14 protein-coding genes are annotated in these 15,516 nt (G+C 58.7%); 7 read left to right on the forward strand and 7 right to left on the reverse strand.

Annotated features, from left to right (window positions below; all coding sequences use genetic code 11):
* Positions 1-15: 15 nt before the first annotated feature.
* On the reverse strand, positions 16-2,466 hold the full coding sequence (locus K5E40_RS25135) for a glycogen/starch/alpha-glucan phosphorylase (RefSeq protein ID WP_221733131.1): 2,451 nt from the start codon (positions 2,464-2,466) through the stop codon (positions 16-18).
* A gap of 258 nt (positions 2,467-2,724) precedes the next feature.
* On the opposite strand from K5E40_RS25135, the gene K5E40_RS25140 reads away from it, so the two are divergent.
* Positions 2,725-3,162: a YkgJ family cysteine cluster protein gene (locus tag K5E40_RS25140; protein WP_038359983.1), complete on the forward strand. Its 438-nt coding sequence runs from the start codon at positions 2,725-2,727 to the stop codon at positions 3,160-3,162.
* Between the two features lie 193 nt (positions 3,163-3,355).
* On the opposite strand, the gene typA is transcribed toward K5E40_RS25140, so the two are convergent.
* Complete coding sequence (gene typA / locus K5E40_RS25145; RefSeq protein ID WP_221733132.1) at positions 3,356-5,176, reverse strand: translational GTPase TypA; 1,821 nt, start codon at positions 5,174-5,176, stop codon at positions 3,356-3,358.
* 139 nt (positions 5,177-5,315) lie between these two features.
* A complete protein-coding gene (gene thiI, locus K5E40_RS25150; protein ID WP_221733133.1) occupies positions 5,316-6,770 on the reverse strand; it encodes a tRNA uracil 4-sulfurtransferase ThiI in 1,455 nt (484 codons plus the stop codon).
* A 327-nt stretch (positions 6,771-7,097) separates the two neighbouring features.
* Between thiI and glnA the strand changes: the two genes are divergently transcribed.
* The 5 genes from glnA (at position 7,098) to ntrC (ending at position 12,673) form a co-directional block, all read left to right on the forward strand.
* Positions 7,098-8,504 (forward strand): glutamate--ammonia ligase, encoded by a 1,407-nt coding sequence (gene glnA, locus K5E40_RS25155; RefSeq protein ID WP_016985745.1) that lies wholly within the window; start codon positions 7,098-7,100, stop codon positions 8,502-8,504.
* A gap of 286 nt (positions 8,505-8,790) precedes the next feature.
* Entirely contained in the window at positions 8,791-9,303 is a 513-nt protein-coding gene (locus K5E40_RS25160; protein ID WP_221733134.1) for a DUF4124 domain-containing protein, read from the forward strand.
* Positions 9,300-9,923 carry a DUF4124 domain-containing protein gene (locus tag K5E40_RS25165; RefSeq protein ID WP_221733135.1) on the forward strand — a complete coding sequence of 208 codons (624 nt, stop codon included), beginning with the start codon at positions 9,300-9,302 and terminating at the stop codon, positions 9,921-9,923. The genes K5E40_RS25160 and K5E40_RS25165 overlap by 4 nt, the downstream gene beginning before the upstream one ends.
* A gap of 231 nt (positions 9,924-10,154) precedes the next feature.
* Positions 10,155-11,240 carry a nitrogen regulation protein NR(II) gene (gene glnL / locus K5E40_RS25170; RefSeq protein WP_221733136.1) on the forward strand — a complete coding sequence of 362 codons (1,086 nt, stop codon included), beginning with the start codon at positions 10,155-10,157 and terminating at the stop codon, positions 11,238-11,240.
* The gene (ntrC, locus tag K5E40_RS25175) at positions 11,237-12,673 is read left to right on the forward strand and encodes a nitrogen regulation protein NR(I) (protein ID WP_103485265.1); all 1,437 of its coding nucleotides are present in this window, start codon (positions 11,237-11,239) and stop codon (positions 12,671-12,673) included. Before glnL ends, ntrC begins: the two co-directional genes overlap by 4 nt.
* A gap of 520 nt (positions 12,674-13,193) precedes the next feature.
* Here ntrC and K5E40_RS25180 read toward each other — a convergent pair.
* Positions 13,194-13,634 (reverse strand): hypothetical protein, encoded by a 441-nt coding sequence (locus K5E40_RS25180; protein ID WP_221733137.1) that lies wholly within the window; start codon positions 13,632-13,634, stop codon positions 13,194-13,196.
* On the opposite strand from K5E40_RS25180, the gene K5E40_RS25185 reads away from it, so the two are divergent.
* Positions 13,633-14,088: a tRNA (cytidine(34)-2'-O)-methyltransferase gene (locus K5E40_RS25185; protein WP_221733138.1), complete on the forward strand. Its 456-nt coding sequence runs from the start codon at positions 13,633-13,635 to the stop codon at positions 14,086-14,088. The two genes, K5E40_RS25180 and K5E40_RS25185, sit on opposite strands and share 2 nt — an antisense overlap.
* A gap of 122 nt (positions 14,089-14,210) precedes the next feature.
* Here K5E40_RS25185 and secB read toward each other — a convergent pair whose 3' ends face one another.
* Genes secB through K5E40_RS25200 form a run of 3 tightly spaced genes read right to left on the reverse strand, consistent with a single transcriptional unit; the run spans position 14,211 to position 15,422 of the window.
* Positions 14,211-14,696 carry a protein-export chaperone SecB gene (secB, locus tag K5E40_RS25190; protein WP_221733139.1) on the reverse strand — a complete coding sequence of 162 codons (486 nt, stop codon included), beginning with the start codon at positions 14,694-14,696 and terminating at the stop codon, positions 14,211-14,213.
* A gap of 56 nt (positions 14,697-14,752) precedes the next feature.
* Entirely contained in the window at positions 14,753-15,007 is a 255-nt protein-coding gene (gene grxC, locus K5E40_RS25195) for a glutaredoxin 3 (RefSeq protein WP_221733140.1), read from the reverse strand.
* Between the two features lies 1 nt (position 15,008).
* On the reverse strand, positions 15,009-15,422 hold the full coding sequence (locus K5E40_RS25200) for a rhodanese-like domain-containing protein (protein WP_221733141.1): 414 nt from the start codon (positions 15,420-15,422) through the stop codon (positions 15,009-15,011).
* Positions 15,423-15,516 lie beyond the last annotated feature (94 nt).

The following is a 15,516-nucleotide window of genomic DNA, read 5'->3' on the forward strand; positions in this document are numbered from 1 at the left end:
ATTTGTTGCGCAAAGTTACTCCAGCGCTTTCCAGATATCCGTGGCGTACTCGCGAATCGTCCGGTCCGAGGAGAACCAGCCCATCCGCGCCGTGTTGAGCACCGCCGAACGCCACCAGTTATTGCTGTCGTGCCAAAGCTCTTCAACGCGCTTCTGCGCCTCCCAGTAGGAGTCGAAGTCGGCACAGACCAGGAACCGGTCGTAATCGACCAGCGAGTCGATCAGCCCGGTGTAGCGTGAGGTGTCGTCCGGCGAGAACACCCCGCTGCGGATCGCTTGCAACACATCGTTAAGGCGATGGGACGCGGCGATGTCCGGCGCGGCGCTGAACTCGTGGTTCTGTTTACGCGCTTCGACCTGCTGGGCGCTGAGGCCGAAGATGAACATGTGCTCGGCGCCAATACGCTCGCACATCTCCACGTTGGCGCCGTCCAGCGTACCGATGGTCAGCGCACCGTTGAGGCCGAACTTCATGTTGCTGGTGCCCGAAGCCTCGAAACCGGCGGTGGAAATCTGCTCTGACAAGTCCGCCGCCGGAATAATGCTCTCCGCCAGACTGACGTTGTAATTGGGCAGGAACACCACTTTCAGCAAGCCACGCACGGTCGGGTCGTTGTTAACCACCCGGGCGATGTCGTTGGTCAGTTTGATGATCAGCTTGGCTTGGTGATAACTGGCCGCCGCTTTACCGGCGAAGATTTTCACTCGCGGCACCCAGTCGATTTCAGGCTCGGCGCGAATCGCCTGATACAACGCCACGGTATGCATCAGGTTGAGCAACTGGCGTTTGTATTCGTGGATCCGTTTGACCTGCACATCGAACATCGCCGCCGGGTTGACCGCGATCCCCAGCCGTTCGTGAATCAGATAAGCCAAGGCCTTTTTGCTGTGCAACCGCTGCTCGGCGAAGGCTTTGCGAAAGGCCGGTTTTTCTGCGAACGGTTCGAGGTCGAGCAGGCGTTCTTCCGGGTTGTCCAAAATGTCCGGGCCAAGCGCATCGACCAGCATCGAGGTCAATTCGGCGTTGGCCTGGAACAGCCAGCGGCGGAAGGTGATGCCGTTGGTTTTGTTGTTGATCCGCTCCGGGTAGAGCTTGTGCAATTCGGCAAACACGGTTTTGCGCATCAGTTGCGTATGCAGCCCTGAAACGCCGTTGACGCTATGCGAACCGAGAAAGGCGAGGTTACCCATGCGCACCCGGCGGCCGTTGTCTTCCTCGATCAATGACACCGCACGCAGTACGTCGAAGTCGTGAATACCCTTGGCCCGCAATGAATCGATGTGCTGGGCATTGATCAGGTAAATGATCTGCATGTGCCGCGGCAGCATGCGCTCCATCAAACCCACCGGCCAGGTTTCCAACGCTTCGGGCAACAACGTGTGGTTGGTGTACGACAGCGTGTCCACTGTGACTTGCCACGCCGCATCCCACGCCACGTCGTAGACGTCGACCAGTTGGCGCATCAGTTCGGCCACAGCGATCGACGGGTGGGTGTCGTTAAGTTGAATGGCAGCATGATCACCCAGGGTCAACACCGAGGTGTGCATGTTGCGATGGCGACGGAGCAAGTCCTGCAAAGATGCGGCGACGAAGAAATATTCCTGGCGCAGACGCAGTTCTTGCCCCGCTTCGGTGCTGTCCGCCGGGTAGAGCACGCGGGAAATACTTTCGGCACGGGCCACTTCGGCCACGGCGCCCAAGTGGTCACCGGCGTTGAAGCGTTCCAGGTGCAGATCTTCCATGGCCCGAGCCCGCCACAGGCGCAAGGTGTTGACGCTTGCCCCGCGCCAGCCGACGACCGGCGTGTCATAGGCAATCGCCCGAACGGTTTCCGCCGGCGACCAGACCTGTCTGGTTTTACCGCTGGCATCGGTGACGGTTTCAACGCTGCCACCAAAACCGATGGAGTAGACGACTTCCGGCCGCTCGAACTCCCACGGGTTGCCGAAATCCAGCCAGTGTTCGGTCTGTTCCTGCTGCCAGCCGTCGACGATGGCCTGACGGAACAAGCCGTGTTCATAGCGAATGCCGTAGCCATGGCCGGCGATGCCGAGGGTGGACATGCTTTCCATGAAGCACGCGGCCAATCGTCCGAGACCACCGTTGCCCAGCGCTGCGTCAGGCTCCAGCAAACGGATGCGCTCCAGATCGACGCCCAGTTCGGTCAGGGCTTCACGGGCGACGTCGAGCAGGCCGAGGTTGCTCAGGCTGTCGTAGAGCAAGCGGCCGATGAGGAATTCCAGCGAGAGGTAATACACCCGCTTCTGGCCTTTGCGGTAGATCTGCCGGGTGTGATCCATCCAGTGCTCGACCATGTGATCGCGCGCCGCCAGGGCAATGGCTTCGAACCAGTCATGGTCAAAGGCGTGATCGGGGTCTTTGCCCACCGCGTAGGTGAGTTTGGTCAGGACGGCGTCGCGGAATGCGGCCACCTCTGCTTCGCGAACTAATGGTTCTTGAGTCATCGATACGACCTCGGGCGAGCGGGGAATTGTCTGAGCCTAGACGGTCTGACCGACGGTAGCGGCTCTGGTTCGGCAGTTTTTCCCGGGACTGTGAGATAGCCCGGCAATCGCTTGGCATCTACCCCAATGAATGCAGGGGCCGTGCCGATTTGTCCGGTCAAATGGCGGTATACAGAAAATATCTGGCGAAAGGTTGTTCAAAAATCCACCCGTCCCGGTATGATCGCGCGCCCTGATGCACACGCCTGGTAACTCCCGATGATGAAGCCCAACCTGATTGCCGCCGCCGAGATCGATCGTCTCGATACGTGGGCCAAATACTCGGCCCCGATGTGCGGCTCTTGTGTCTCCAGCTGCTGCACGCTGCCGGTCGAGGTGAAGATCAAGGATCTGGTGCGCATCGGCGTGGTCGACGAGTTCGAGTTGGGCGATCCGCCGAAGAACATCGCCAAGCGCCTGCAAAAGGAAGGACTGGTCGAGCGCTTCAATCAGAAGTCGGGGATCTTCACCCTGCAGCGCATGAGCAACAACGATTGCTACTACCTGGATCGTAAGTCGCGCCTGTGCACCATTTATGACAAGCGCCCGGACACCTGCCGCAATCACCCCAAGATCGGCCCGCGACCGGGGTATTGCGCTTACAAGCCGAAGGAAGTGGTGCGCGAGCAGAATTTCCGCGCGATCGAGAAGTTTTGATCCCTCCTAAGATTTTCGGTGGCTGATCGGCCGCCTTCGCGAGCAAGCCCGCACACATTTGGAATGCGTTCCCCCCTGTGGGAGCGGACTTGCTCGCGAAGAGGCCGACAAACACACCGAATAATCCCCAGACAAACAAAAACGCCCCCGGTCTCGCGACCGGGGGCGTTTTCATTCAGCCAGAACTAAATACTTAGATCTTGGCTTTCTTGGCAGCGCGGGTACGCTCGCTTTCGTCCAGGATCTTCTTGCGAAGACGGATGGACTTAGGAGTAACTTCGCACAGCTCGTCTTCCTGGATGTATTCCAGAGCCTGTTCCAGAGTGAACTTCACTGGTGGAACCAGAGCGATGGTTTCGTCTTTGCCCGAAGCACGCATGTTGTCGAGCTTCTTGCCTTTGGTTGGGTTGATACCCAGGTCGTTGTCGCGGCTGTTCTGGCCGACAATTTGACCGGTGTAGATCTCTTGACCGTGTTCAACGAACAGCTTGCCACGCGCCTGCAGGGTTTCCAGGGAGTAGGTCAGAGCCTTGCCGGTTTCAACCGAAACCAGAACGCCGTTCTGACGGCCGGACATGTGGCCCGACTTCACGGTGTCGTAGCGATCGAAGATCGAGGTCAGGATGCCAGCACCGTTGGTCAGGGTCAGGAACTGGTTACGGAAACCAATCAGACCACGAGCAGGGATGTTGTATTCCAGACGAACACGGCCCTTACCATCCGGCACCATGTTGGTCAGGTCGCCTTTACGCAGACCCATCTCTTCCATGACCTTGCCCTGCGAATCTTCAGGGATGTCGATGGTCACGTTTTCGAACGGTTCTTGCTTGACGCCGTTCACTTCACGAATGATCACTTCCGGACGGCCCAGGGCCAGTTCGAAGCCTTCGCGACGCATGGTTTCGATCAGTACCGAGAGGTGCAGTTCACCACGGCCGGAAACCTTGAACTTGTCAGCGGTGTCGCCTTCTTCAACGCGCAGAGCAACGTTGTACAGCAGCTCTTTGTCCAGACGGTCCTTGATGTTACGGGACGTCACGAACTTGCCTTCTTTACCGCAGAATGGCGAGTCGTTTACCTGGAAGGTCATCGAAACGGTTGGCTCGTCAACGGTCAGAGGCTTCATCGCCTCGACAGTGTCCGGGTGGCACAGGGTGTCGGAGATGAACAGCGAGTCCATACCGCTGACGCAAACGATATCGCCTGCAAAAGCTTCTTCAACGTCGATACGGTGCAGACCGTGGTGACCCATCAGCTTCAGGATACGACCGTTACGCTTCTTGCCGTCGGCACCGATAGCAACAACCGGGGTGTTCGGCTTGACGCTACCACGAGCGATACGGCCAACACCGATAACACCCAGGAAGCTATTGTAGTCCAGTGCCGAGATTTGCATCTGGAACGGACCTTCACGGTCAACTTTTGGCGCTGGAACGTGGTCGACGACCGCTTGGTACAGCGGGGTCATGTCTTCAGCCATGGCGGTGTGATCCAGACCGGCGATGCCGTTCAGGGCCGAGGCGTAAACAACCTGGAAGTCCAGTTGTTCTTCGGTCGCACCGAGGTTGTCGAACAGGTCGAAGATCTGGTCCAGAACCCAGTCCGGACGCGCGCCTGGACGGTCAACCTTGTTGATCACCACGATTGGACGCAGGCCGGCTTCGAAAGCCTTCTTGGTCACGAAACGGGTTTGCGGCATAGGGCCGTCTTGAGCGTCAACCAGCAGCAGAACGGAGTCAACCATCGACATTACGCGTTCAACTTCGCCGCCGAAGTCGGCGTGGCCCGGGGTGTCCACGATGTTGATGTGGTAGCCGTTCCAGTTGATGGCGGTGTTTTTCGCCAGAATGGTAATACCGCGCTCTTTTTCCTGGTCGTTGGAGTCCATCACGCGCTCGTCGTTGAGCTCGTTGCGCTCCAAAGTGCCGGATTGACGCAAGAGTTTGTCTACCAGGGTGGTCTTACCATGGTCAACGTGAGCAATGATGGCGATGTTGCGTAGATTTTCGATCACTTGTGTATCTCGATCAGAGGATTCGGTTTGCTGACAAGTCTTGGCAGCGATTAACAGTAGTGTCCGGCATGGCCGTTACAGCTTGACGGCGGTGTCGGGGGGCCGGTGACGCAGGCCACAGGCAAACAGCCCCGGGCACTTAGCTCGGTCGATAAACGCGCACATTGGCATGCCCCTCACTGAGCAAATGGTGAGCATGCAGGCGACTCATCACGCCTTTGTCGCAATACAGCAGGTACTGGCGAGTCGGATCCAGCTCCTTGAAACGAGCGTTCACTGCGTAGAACGGCATCGTCTGTACTTCTATTGCGGCGAGTTCCAGCGGGTCATCCTCGGCGGCATCCGGGTGACGGATGTCGATAACGATCTGACCAGCCAGCGCTTCGCCGACTTCTTCAACCTGCAAATCCTGGCCCAATTCGTCGATCACCCGATCGATCGGCACCAGTTTGGCGTTCTCGAGCGCTCGCTCGAGCACCGCCATGTCGAATTCTTTCTCTTCATGCTCAACGCGACCACGCTTGGCAGCGGTCTTCGGATTGACCGAAATGACACCGCAGTATTCCGGCATGTGCCGGGCGAAATCAGCGGTGCCAATCTCGTTGGCCGTGTCGATGATGTCCTGCTTGTGGGCGACGATCAGCGGACGCAAGACCAGTTTGTCGGTCACGCAGTCGATCACCGACAGGTTCGGCAGCGTCTGGCTCGACACCTGGGAGATCGCTTCACCGGTGACCAGCGCGTCGATGTGCAGGCGGTCGGCAATGGCCGTGGATGCGCGCAACATCATACGCTTCAATACGACGCCCATATGACTGTTATCGACTTTGCCGAGAATTTCTCCCAACACTTCTTCGAACGGAACACTGACAAATAGCACGCGTTGCGAGCTTCCGTACTTCTTCCAGATGAAATGCGCGACTTCCATCACGCCCAATTCGTGGGCACGACCACCGAGATTGAAGAAGCAGAAGTGCGCCATCAGGCCGCGACGCATGATCTGGTAGGCCGCAACGGTCGAGTCAAAGCCGCCGGACATCAAAACCAGGGTCTGCTCAAGTGCGCCAAGCGGATAACCGCCGATGCCGTTGTGCTGGCTGTGGATGACAAACAACCGTTTGTCGCGAATTTCCATGCGCACTTCGATTTGCGGTGCTTTGAGGTCGATTCCGGCAGCGCCGCACTCGCGACGCAGCTTGCTGCCGACGTATTTTTCAACGTCCATCGAACTGAACGCATGCTTGCCCGCGCGCTTGCAGCGCACCGAGAAAACCTTTCCGGCCAGCGCATCGCCATAGTGCTGTTTGCACTTTTCGGTGATGTCGTCGAAGTCGCCCAGCGGGTACTCGTCGATCTGCAGAAAGTGCGCGATGCCGGGCATGCAGGTCAGGCGCTCAACCATCTCTTTCAAGGCTTTGGGGTCGGTAACGCGGGTTTCCAGCTCGAGATTGTCCCACACACCGTTCACCACCACGGCCGGGTCCAGGTCACGGAGCACGGTGCGGATGTTCTTGGCCAACTGGCGGATAAATTTCGTCCGGACAGGTCGGCTTTTGATGGTGATCTCGGGGAAGACTTTTACGATTAGTTTCATGAAAACAGCGCGCGCTGGGCCAGCCGAAAAAGGGGGGCGCGGATTATAGCGGAAATTGCTCAAGGTTTAACCAGTTAATGTGCAGAAGGTTTTGCTCGCACCAAAACAGGTCGTTTTTCATTTAAGGCGCTACATTAAGGGGCAGTATTTTCGCCTTTAAGACGTTTGGAACCTTTAGAAGCGTGAATTTGGGGCAAAAAACCCATGCTGGGGCACTGGCATGCAATTTGCTCCCTTGTGAGGCAGGTTGCCTTGGCAGAGTATTCGCGCCGGCATCACCCATATTAAGGGCATCCATTACTAGCCCTAAGCCACCCGGAGGACACTATGTCGAAGTCGGTTCAACTCATCAAAGATCATGACGTCAAGTGGATTGATCTGCGCTTCACGGACACCAAAGGCACTCAGCACCACGTGACCATGCCGGCTCGCGATGCGCTGGAAGACGACTTCTTCGAAGTCGGCAAGATGTTCGACGGTTCCTCCATCGCAGGCTGGAAAGGCATCGAAGCCTCCGACATGATCCTGCTGCCGGACGACGAAACGGCCGTGCTCGACCCGTTCACCGAAGACGCGACCCTGATCCTGGTCTGCGACATCATCGAACCGTCGACCATGCAAGGTTACGATCGTGACCCGCGCGCTATCGCTCACCGCGCCGAGGAATACCTGAAGACCACCGGTATCGGTGACACCGTCTTCGCCGGTCCAGAACCAGAATTCTTCATCTTCGACGAAGTGAAGTTCAAGTCGGACATCTCCGGCTCGATGTTCAAGATCTACTCCGAACAAGGTTCGTGGATGTCCGACCAGGACATCGAAGGCGGCAACAAAGGCCACCGTCCAGGCATCAAAGGTGGTTACTTCCCGGTTCCGCCGTTCGACCACGACCACGAAATCCGTACTGCCATGTGCAACGCACTGGAAGAAATGGGTCAGACCGTTGAAGTTCACCACCACGAAGTGGCGACTGCCGGCCAGAACGAAATCGGCGTCAAGTTCAACACCCTGGTGAAGAAAGCTGACGAAGTTCAGACCCTCAAATACGTTGTCCACAACGTTGCCGACGCTTACGGTCGCACCGCGACCTTCATGCCGAAGCCACTGTACGGCGATAACGGTTCGGGTATGCACGTTCACATGTCCATCGCCAAAGATGGCAAGAACACCTTCGCTGGCGAAGGCTATGCCGGCCTGTCCGAAACCGCTCTGTACTTCATCGGCGGCATCATCAAGCACGGTAAAGCGCTGAACGGCTTCACCAACCCGGCGACCAACTCCTACAAGCGTCTGGTGCCAGGCTTCGAAGCTCCGGTCATGCTGGCCTACTCGGCTCGCAACCGTTCCGCCTCGATCCGTATTCCTTATGTCAACAGCCCACGCGGCCGTCGTATCGAAGCACGTTTCCCGGATCCGGCTGCCAACCCGTACCTGGCTTTCGCAGCACTGCTGATGGCCGGCCTGGACGGTATCCAGAACAAGATCCACCCAGGCGATGCCGCTGACAAAAACCTGTACGACCTGCCGCCTGAAGAGGCGAAAGAGATCCCACAAGTTTGCGGCAGCCTGAAAGAAGCTCTGGAAGAGCTGGACAAGGGCCGTGCGTTCCTGACCAAGGGCGGCGTGTTCTCCGACGACTTCATCGATGCTTACATCGCGCTGAAATCCGAAGAAGAAATCAAGGTCCGCACCTTCGTACACCCACTGGAATATGAGCTGTACTACAGCTGCTGATCCGGTAGCGCCGCGCTACGCGGCGTGACAAAAAGAGGCCTCCTTCGGGAGGCCTCTTTTATTGCCCGTGATTTCATTGGCGACGCACCACCCTGTGGGAGCGGGCTTGCTCGCGAAGGCGTCTTATCAGTCACCATATCCTTCAGTGACCGACCGCGTTCGCGAGCAAGCCCACTCCCACAAGGGATTTGTGGCGGGCAAATAATCTCTGGATATGTCCAGGGTTGGGCCTACCGCCGCACCTGGCCTATGCTGCAACCCATCGCGTTCATTCCCGGTCGATTTCATGGGTCGCTTCTTTCTCTCCATCCTGCTGCTGGTCGCCGTTCCCGCGGCCGCGCAGATTTACAAGTACACCGACGCCAACGGCCACACGGTTTACAGCGATCATTCGCCGGACGGTGTAAAGGCTCAGTCAGTGGAATTGCCGCCACTCAACACCGTGGAGCCGCAGACACCGAGCACACCATCCACGCCCACCGCCGAAACCAGCGAACCGCCGCGCAGCGCCTATAACATTCTCGAACTCGCCGGCCTGCCCAGCGAAGAAGCCCTGCGCGCCAACAACGGCACCTTCACGGTCAACGTGCTGATCAAGCCGCGCCTGCAAGTGCCGCATCAGTTAAGACTGGTACTGGACGATGAACCCTACGGCCAACCGAGCAACGTGCCGATCCTGCAACTGGTGAATGTCGACCGTGGCGAGCATCGTCTGGCCGTGCAGGTGATCGACGGCGAAACGATCATCCAGCAGAGCCTGCCAGTAGTCTTCACCGTGCAACGGGTGCACAAGCCATGATCCGTGCATGGCTGATCGCCGTGCTGGCCATGACGGCGCTGCACGCTTCGGCCGAGGTGTTCACTTATATCGATGCGCAGGGCAATCGTGTCTACACCGATCAGCCACGCGGCAACGCCAAGCGTGTGCCGCTGTCCACCAGTAATCGCATGCCGGCTAACCCTACGGCTGCTGCGCCGATGAGCACCGCGAAAAAATCGCCGGAACAACCACCGTTCCATTACGACATGCTGCGCGTTCTGGTGCCCGAGCCCGACGCGACAATTCGCAGCAGTGCCGGAGAGTTGATCGTCAGCGTCACCAGCGAGCCCGGCTTGCAAAAGGGCCATCTGTATCGCTTGCTGTTGGACGGCAAAGCCACTGGCGAGCCCGGCGTCAGCCCGGTTTTTCCGCTGAGCAATATCGACCGTGGCAGCCACAGCCTCTCGATAGAAATTCTTGATGCTCAGGGCCGCACCGTCGAGCGCACTGCCAACCAGCCCTTCCACATGCTGCGCATCTCGCTGGCGCAGAAACGCCAGGTCAAACCCTGCGTTACTGAGGACTACGGCGTGCGCCCGGAGTGTCCGCTGAAAGACAAACCTGAAGAACCGAAAAACCCTTTCCTGCGTTTCTTCTAACGCCGCTGCGCTTTGCGCACTATATTGGTGCAACAAACTGCACGCTTCCCACATTCCAACCCATTTTGGTTCGAAAGTACCCGCAAAAGCTGGCAAAGCGCCACGCAAACGAGCGTCAAACGCCCGTTTCAGGGGTTGAACGCTTCTTTTCGGAGCCTTGGTTTGGTTTTTGCATTTTCCATCTAAACACGCTTGTTTCTTGCGCACGCTCCGCCCCCAAAAGAGGCCTTGATGACTATTAGCGACGCAATCCCACGCTTGCTGCTCGACAACCTGACCACCGCCACCATTCTGCTCGATGCCGAATTGCGCCTTGAGTACATGAACCCGGCGGCGGAAATGCTGCTGGCTATCAGCGGTCAGCGCAGCCATGGGCAGTTCATCAGCGAGCTGTTCACCGAATCCACCGAGGCGCTGAATTCATTGCGCCAGGCGGTCGAACAAGCGCACCCGTTCACCAAGCGCGAAGCGATGCTCACTGCCCTCACCGGCCAGACGTTGACCGTGGATTATGCGGTGACGCCGATCCTCAGCAACGGCGCGACCCTTCTGCTGCTGGAAGTCCACCCGCGTGATCGCTTGCTGCGGATCACCAAGGAAGAGGCGCAAATTTCCAAGCAGGAAACCAGCAAGATGCTGGTGCGCGGCCTCGCCCACGAGATCAAGAACCCTCTGGGCGGCATCCGTGGCGCAGCGCAATTGCTGGCCCGTGAGTTGCCGGAAGACAGCCTGCGCGATTACACCAATGTGATCATTGAAGAGGCCGATCGCCTGCGCAATCTGGTCGACCGCATGCTCGGCTCCAACAAGCTGCCGTCGCTGGCCATGTGCAACGTCCACGAAGTCCTGGAGCGCGTCGGGCATTTGGTTGAAGCCGAAAGTCAGGGCTGCATCACTTTGGTGCGTGACTATGACCCAAGCATTCCGGACGTGTTGATCGACCGCGAACAAATGATTCAGGCGGTGCTGAACATTGTCCGCAACGCGATGCAGGCGATCAGCAGCCAGAACGAGTTGCGCCTGGGCCGCATCAGCCTGCGCACCCGTGCCATGCGCCAGTTCACCATCGGCCATATCCGCCATCGCCTGGTGACCAAGATCGAGATCATCGATAACGGGCCGGGCATTCCTGCGGAACTCCAGGAAACCATTTTCTTTCCCATGGTCAGCGGCCGTCCGGACGGTACCGGGCTGGGCCTGGCCATTACTCAGAACATCATCAGCCAGCACCAGGGCCTGATCGAGTGTGACAGCCATCCAGGCCACACCACGTTCTCGATCTTTCTGCCACTGGAACAAGGAGCCACATCGACATGAGCCGTAGTGAAACCGTGTGGATCGTCGATGACGACCGTTCTATCCGTTGGGTTCTGGAAAAGGCCCTGCAGCAAGAAGGCATGACCACCCAGAGTTTCGACAGCGCCGACGGCGTGATGAGTCGTCTGGCCCGTCAGCAGCCGGACGTGATCATTTCCGACATCCGCATGCCGGGTGCCAGCGGCCTTGATCTGCTGGCGCGGATTCGCGAACAGCATCCACGGTTGCCGGTCATCATCATGACCGCTCACTCCGATCTGGACAGTGCCGTCGCCTCCTATCAGGGCGGCGCGTTCGAATACTTGCCAAAGCCGTTCGACGTTGATGAAGCGGTTTCGCTGGTCAAACGTGCCAATCAGCATGCGCAGGAGCAACAAGGCCTGGAAGTGGTGCCGGCGCTGACCCGCACCCCGGAAATCATCGGCGAAGCGCCGGCGATGCAGGAAGTGTTTCGCGCCATCGGCCGCTTGAGCCACTCCAACATCACCGTGCTGATCAACGGCGAATCCGGCACCGGTAAAGAACTGGTGGCCCACGCTCTGCATCGCCACAGCCCGCGCGCGGCCTCGCCTTTCATTGCGCTGAACATGGCGGCGATCCCCAAGGATCTGATGGAGTCCGAGCTGTTCGGTCACGAGAAAGGCGCCTTCACCGGCGCGGCCAACCTGCGTCGCGGACGCTTCGAACAGGCCGACGGCGGCACGCTGTTCCTCGATGAAATCGGCGACATGCCGGCCGACACCCAGACTCGCCTGCTGCGCGTCCTGGCCGACGGCGAGTTCTATCGCGTTGGCGGGCATGTGCCAGTCAAAGTCGACGTACGGATCATCGCCGCGACGCACCAGAATCTGGAAACCCTGGTGCATGCCGGGAAATTCCGCGAGGACTTGTTCCATCGCCTCAACGTGATCCGCATCCACATTCCACGGCTGTCGGATCGTCGCGAAGACATCCCGACCCTGGCCAAGCACTTCCTCAGCCGCGCCGCGCAGGAACTGGCGGTCGAGCCGAAACTGCTCAAGAGCGAGACCGAGGAATACCTGAAAAACCTGCCGTGGGGCGGCAACGTGCGCCAGTTGGAGAACACTTGCCGCTGGATCACCGTGATGGCGTCCGGGCGCGAAGTGCACATCAGCGACTTGCCGCCGGAGCTACTGAGCTTGCCGCAGGATTCGGCGCCGGTGACTAACTGGGAGCAAGCCTTGCGTCAGTGGGCCGATCAGGCGTTGGCGCGTGGCCAGTCGAGCCTGCTCGACAGCGCGGTGCCGGCGTTCGAGCGGATCATGATCGAGACAGCGTTGAAACATACCGCCGGGCGTCGGCGTGATGCCGCGGTGTTGCTGGGTTGGGGGCGTAATACCCTGACACGCAAGATCAAGGAGTTGGGGATGAAGGTCGATGGTGGCGATGAGGATGAGGGGGATGAGGGCTGATCAGCCACGACCCAATGCGGGAGTGGGCTGGCTCACGAAAGCGGAGTTTCATTAAAAGTGATAGTGACTGACACGACGCCTTCGCGAGCAAGCCCGCTCCCACATTTAGCCCTACACGCACCAACCTAATGCACTTTGACCCGTGATCGGGCATCGCAGCCTGTTCAAAAAACATCCAGGCAAAACTCAAACCGCCAAGCTACAGAAGCGCGAAAGCCCCGAATTACGGGGCTTTCGTGTATCTGAGGATTTTTTCTATTTCCGAATACTAAAAGCTGGCACGCCCCCTGCAATACCTCTTACAGGTGATTCGATTTACCACCCGTTTCGGGGACCTTGGTACAGGCAGGCCGGGGATTCCCCTCTTTACACCGGGCTCATACCGCAAAGCGACGAGCCCACCCTTTTGGGATCCTTGGTACAGGCAGGCCGGGGGTTCCCTCTTTACACGGGGCCGCACGTGCAAGCGTCGCCCACGCTTTTGGGAACCCTGATACAGGCAGGTCAGGGATTCCCGCTTTTATTGCTCTCGGAGATGGATCTCCAGCCGCCAGCGGTCATCGACTCGGCGGCCGACCCAGTCTGCTTGCAGCGGCCGCGCCGCCAGCACTGTCAGCAACAACCCACCATCACTCGCTCGCGTACGCCAGTTCACGTCCTTGCCATTGAGCTTGAGCTGACCTTTCTGCGCGCGGCCTTCAGCCTGAAACAACAACGCCACCGCACCGTCGACGATCTCGCCGTGCAACTTGGGCTCGTTGTTGAACCACACCACCAAGCCATCGTCGGTGACGTCGACCTGCTGCAGCACGCTCGGATCCGGCGTGGTCAGGCGACCGATCATCAAACCGATCATCAAACCGACAATCGCCAGCGAACCGATCACCCGCGGGAATAGTTTCGAACGCGGGTCCGCTTGCGGCGTAGAATGCGCGTCATCTTTACCTTCGGAGCCGTGCATGTTTCACGTCATCCTTTTTCAACCAGAAATTCCGCCGAATACCGGCAACGTTATCAGGCTGTGCGCCAACAGCGGCTGCCACCTGCATTTGATCGAACCGCTGGGCTTCGAGATGGACGACAAGCGCTTGCGCCGGGCCGGTCTCGACTACCACGAATATGCCACGCTGCAACGTCACGCCGACCTTGCCAGTTGCCTGGAAAGCCTGGGCAATCCACGGCTGTTTGCATTTACCACCAAGGGCTCGCGACCGTTTCATGATGCCGCGTTCGTCCCGGGCGATGCGTTCATCTTCGGCCCGGAAAGCCGTGGCCTGCCGCCAGAAGTACTCGACGCCCTGCCGTCAGAGCAGCGCCTGCGCCTGCCGATGCGCGAAGGCTGCCGCAGCCTGAACCTGTCCAACACCGTGGCCGTCGCTGTATACGAAGCCTGGCGCCAGAACGGTTTCAAATAACACCGCAAAACAAATGTGGGAGCGGGCTTGCTCGCGAAGGGGCTGTATCAGCTGACATCAATGTCGCCTGACACACCGCTTTCGCGAGCAAGCCCGCTCCCACATGGGTGTTGCTTAACCGTTTACTGAACGGTCGGGGTCTCGCCGCTTTCCTGCATGCGCTGCAGCTCTTGCGCGTACAGGGCATCGAAGTTCACCGGAGCCAGCATCAGTGCCGGGAACGAACCACGGGTCACCAGGCTGTCCAGGGTTTCACGGGCGTACGGGAACAGGATGTTCGGGCAGAACGCACCCAGGGTGTGGCTCATCGACGATGGGTCGAGGTTCTTGATCAGGAAGATACCGGCCTGTTGCACTTCAGCGATGAAGGCCACTTCGTCGCCGTTTTTCACGGTCACGGACAGGGTCAGCACGACTTCAAAGAAATCGCCTTCCAGCTCTTTCTGGCGAGTGTTCAGATCCAGACCGACGCTCGGATCCCACTGCTGGCGGAAGATCGCCGGGCTTTTCGGGGCTTCGAAGGACAAGTCGCGTACGTAGATGCGCTGCAAGGAGAATTGCGGTGCGGTTTCTTCTTCGCTGGCTGCAGTGTTCTGTTGGTCAGTCATCTCAGATCCTTTCTGATCTTGGGTCTTTAGGGAGTGCTGTACGTGGGTGCAGCCGTTCAGGCCTTAAGCAGCGCGTCGAGCTTGCCCGCGCGCTCCAAGGCATACAAATCGTCACAACCGCCGATGTGCTTGCTGCCGATCCAGATCTGCGGCACGGACGTGCGTCCGGCTTTCTGGGTCATTTCGGCGCGCACCTGCGGCTTGCCATCGACCTTGATCTCTTTGAAGGCCACGCCTTTGTTCGCCAGCAGGTACTTGGCTCGCGAGCAGTAAGGGCAGTAATCGCTGGAGTAGACGATGACTTCGCTCATATCACTTCACCAGCGGCAGGTTGTCGCCTTTCCAGCTGGAAATCCCGCCGGACAGCTTGGCGGCGGTGAAGCCGGACTTCAGCAGCTCGCGGGCGTGGGTGCCAGCGGTCTGGCCCTGGGCGTCGACCAGAATGATGGTCTTGGCCTTGTGTTTTTCCAACTCGCCGATACGAGCAACCAGCTTGTCCTGGGGAATGTTGATCGCGCCAACGATATGGCCAGCGGCGTAATCTTTCGCCGGACGGATGTCCACCACCACGCCTGCATCTTTATTGACCAGCGCGGTCAGCTCGCCGGTGCTCAGGCTTTTACCGCCGCCCTGCATCGTGTGCGCCAGCAGCAGAGCCAGCAGTACGACGAAGATACCGACAAGAATGTAGTGGTTAGTGGCAAATTCAATCAGGTGAGCAACCATCGAAGGAGGTTCCAGGGCGTTAAAATGTCGGCCAGTATACACAGCCACTATGGTGGGCCAAACCCCGTCCGGCGGTGACGCCGTCGGAACTTCG

The organism is Pseudomonas baetica (assembly GCF_019733355.1).
In the GTDB taxonomy this organism is placed as follows: domain Bacteria; phylum Pseudomonadota; class Gammaproteobacteria; order Pseudomonadales; family Pseudomonadaceae; genus Aquipseudomonas; species Aquipseudomonas baetica_A.

Excerpts from the sequence above, each read along its gene's own strand:
- K5E40_RS25135 (WP_221733131.1), bottom strand. The coding sequence starts at position 2,466 with ATGACTCAAGAACCATTAGTTCGCGAAGCAGAGGTGGCCGCATTCCGC.
- K5E40_RS25140 (WP_038359983.1), top strand. The coding sequence starts at position 2,725 with ATGATGAAGCCCAACCTGATTGCCGCCGCCGAGATCGATCGTCTCGAT.
- thiI (WP_221733133.1), bottom strand. The coding sequence starts at position 6,770 with ATGAAACTAATCGTAAAAGTCTTCCCCGAGATCACCATCAAAAGCCGA.
- glnA (WP_016985745.1), top strand. The coding sequence starts at position 7,098 with ATGTCGAAGTCGGTTCAACTCATCAAAGATCATGACGTCAAGTGGATT.
- K5E40_RS25160 (WP_221733134.1), top strand. The coding sequence starts at position 8,791 with ATGGGTCGCTTCTTTCTCTCCATCCTGCTGCTGGTCGCCGTTCCCGCG.
- K5E40_RS25165 (WP_221733135.1), top strand. The coding sequence starts at position 9,300 with ATGATCCGTGCATGGCTGATCGCCGTGCTGGCCATGACGGCGCTGCAC.
- glnL (WP_221733136.1), top strand. The coding sequence starts at position 10,155 with ATGACTATTAGCGACGCAATCCCACGCTTGCTGCTCGACAACCTGACC.
- ntrC (WP_103485265.1), top strand. The coding sequence starts at position 11,237 with ATGAGCCGTAGTGAAACCGTGTGGATCGTCGATGACGACCGTTCTATC.
- K5E40_RS25185 (WP_221733138.1), top strand. The coding sequence starts at position 13,633 with ATGTTTCACGTCATCCTTTTTCAACCAGAAATTCCGCCGAATACCGGC.
- K5E40_RS25180 (WP_221733137.1), bottom strand. The coding sequence starts at position 13,634 with ATGCACGGCTCCGAAGGTAAAGATGACGCGCATTCTACGCCGCAAGCG.
- secB (WP_221733139.1), bottom strand. The coding sequence starts at position 14,696 with ATGACTGACCAACAGAACACTGCAGCCAGCGAAGAAGAAACCGCACCG.
- grxC (WP_221733140.1), bottom strand. The coding sequence starts at position 15,007 with ATGAGCGAAGTCATCGTCTACTCCAGCGATTACTGCCCTTACTGCTCG.
- K5E40_RS25200 (WP_221733141.1), bottom strand. The coding sequence starts at position 15,422 with ATGGTTGCTCACCTGATTGAATTTGCCACTAACCACTACATTCTTGTC.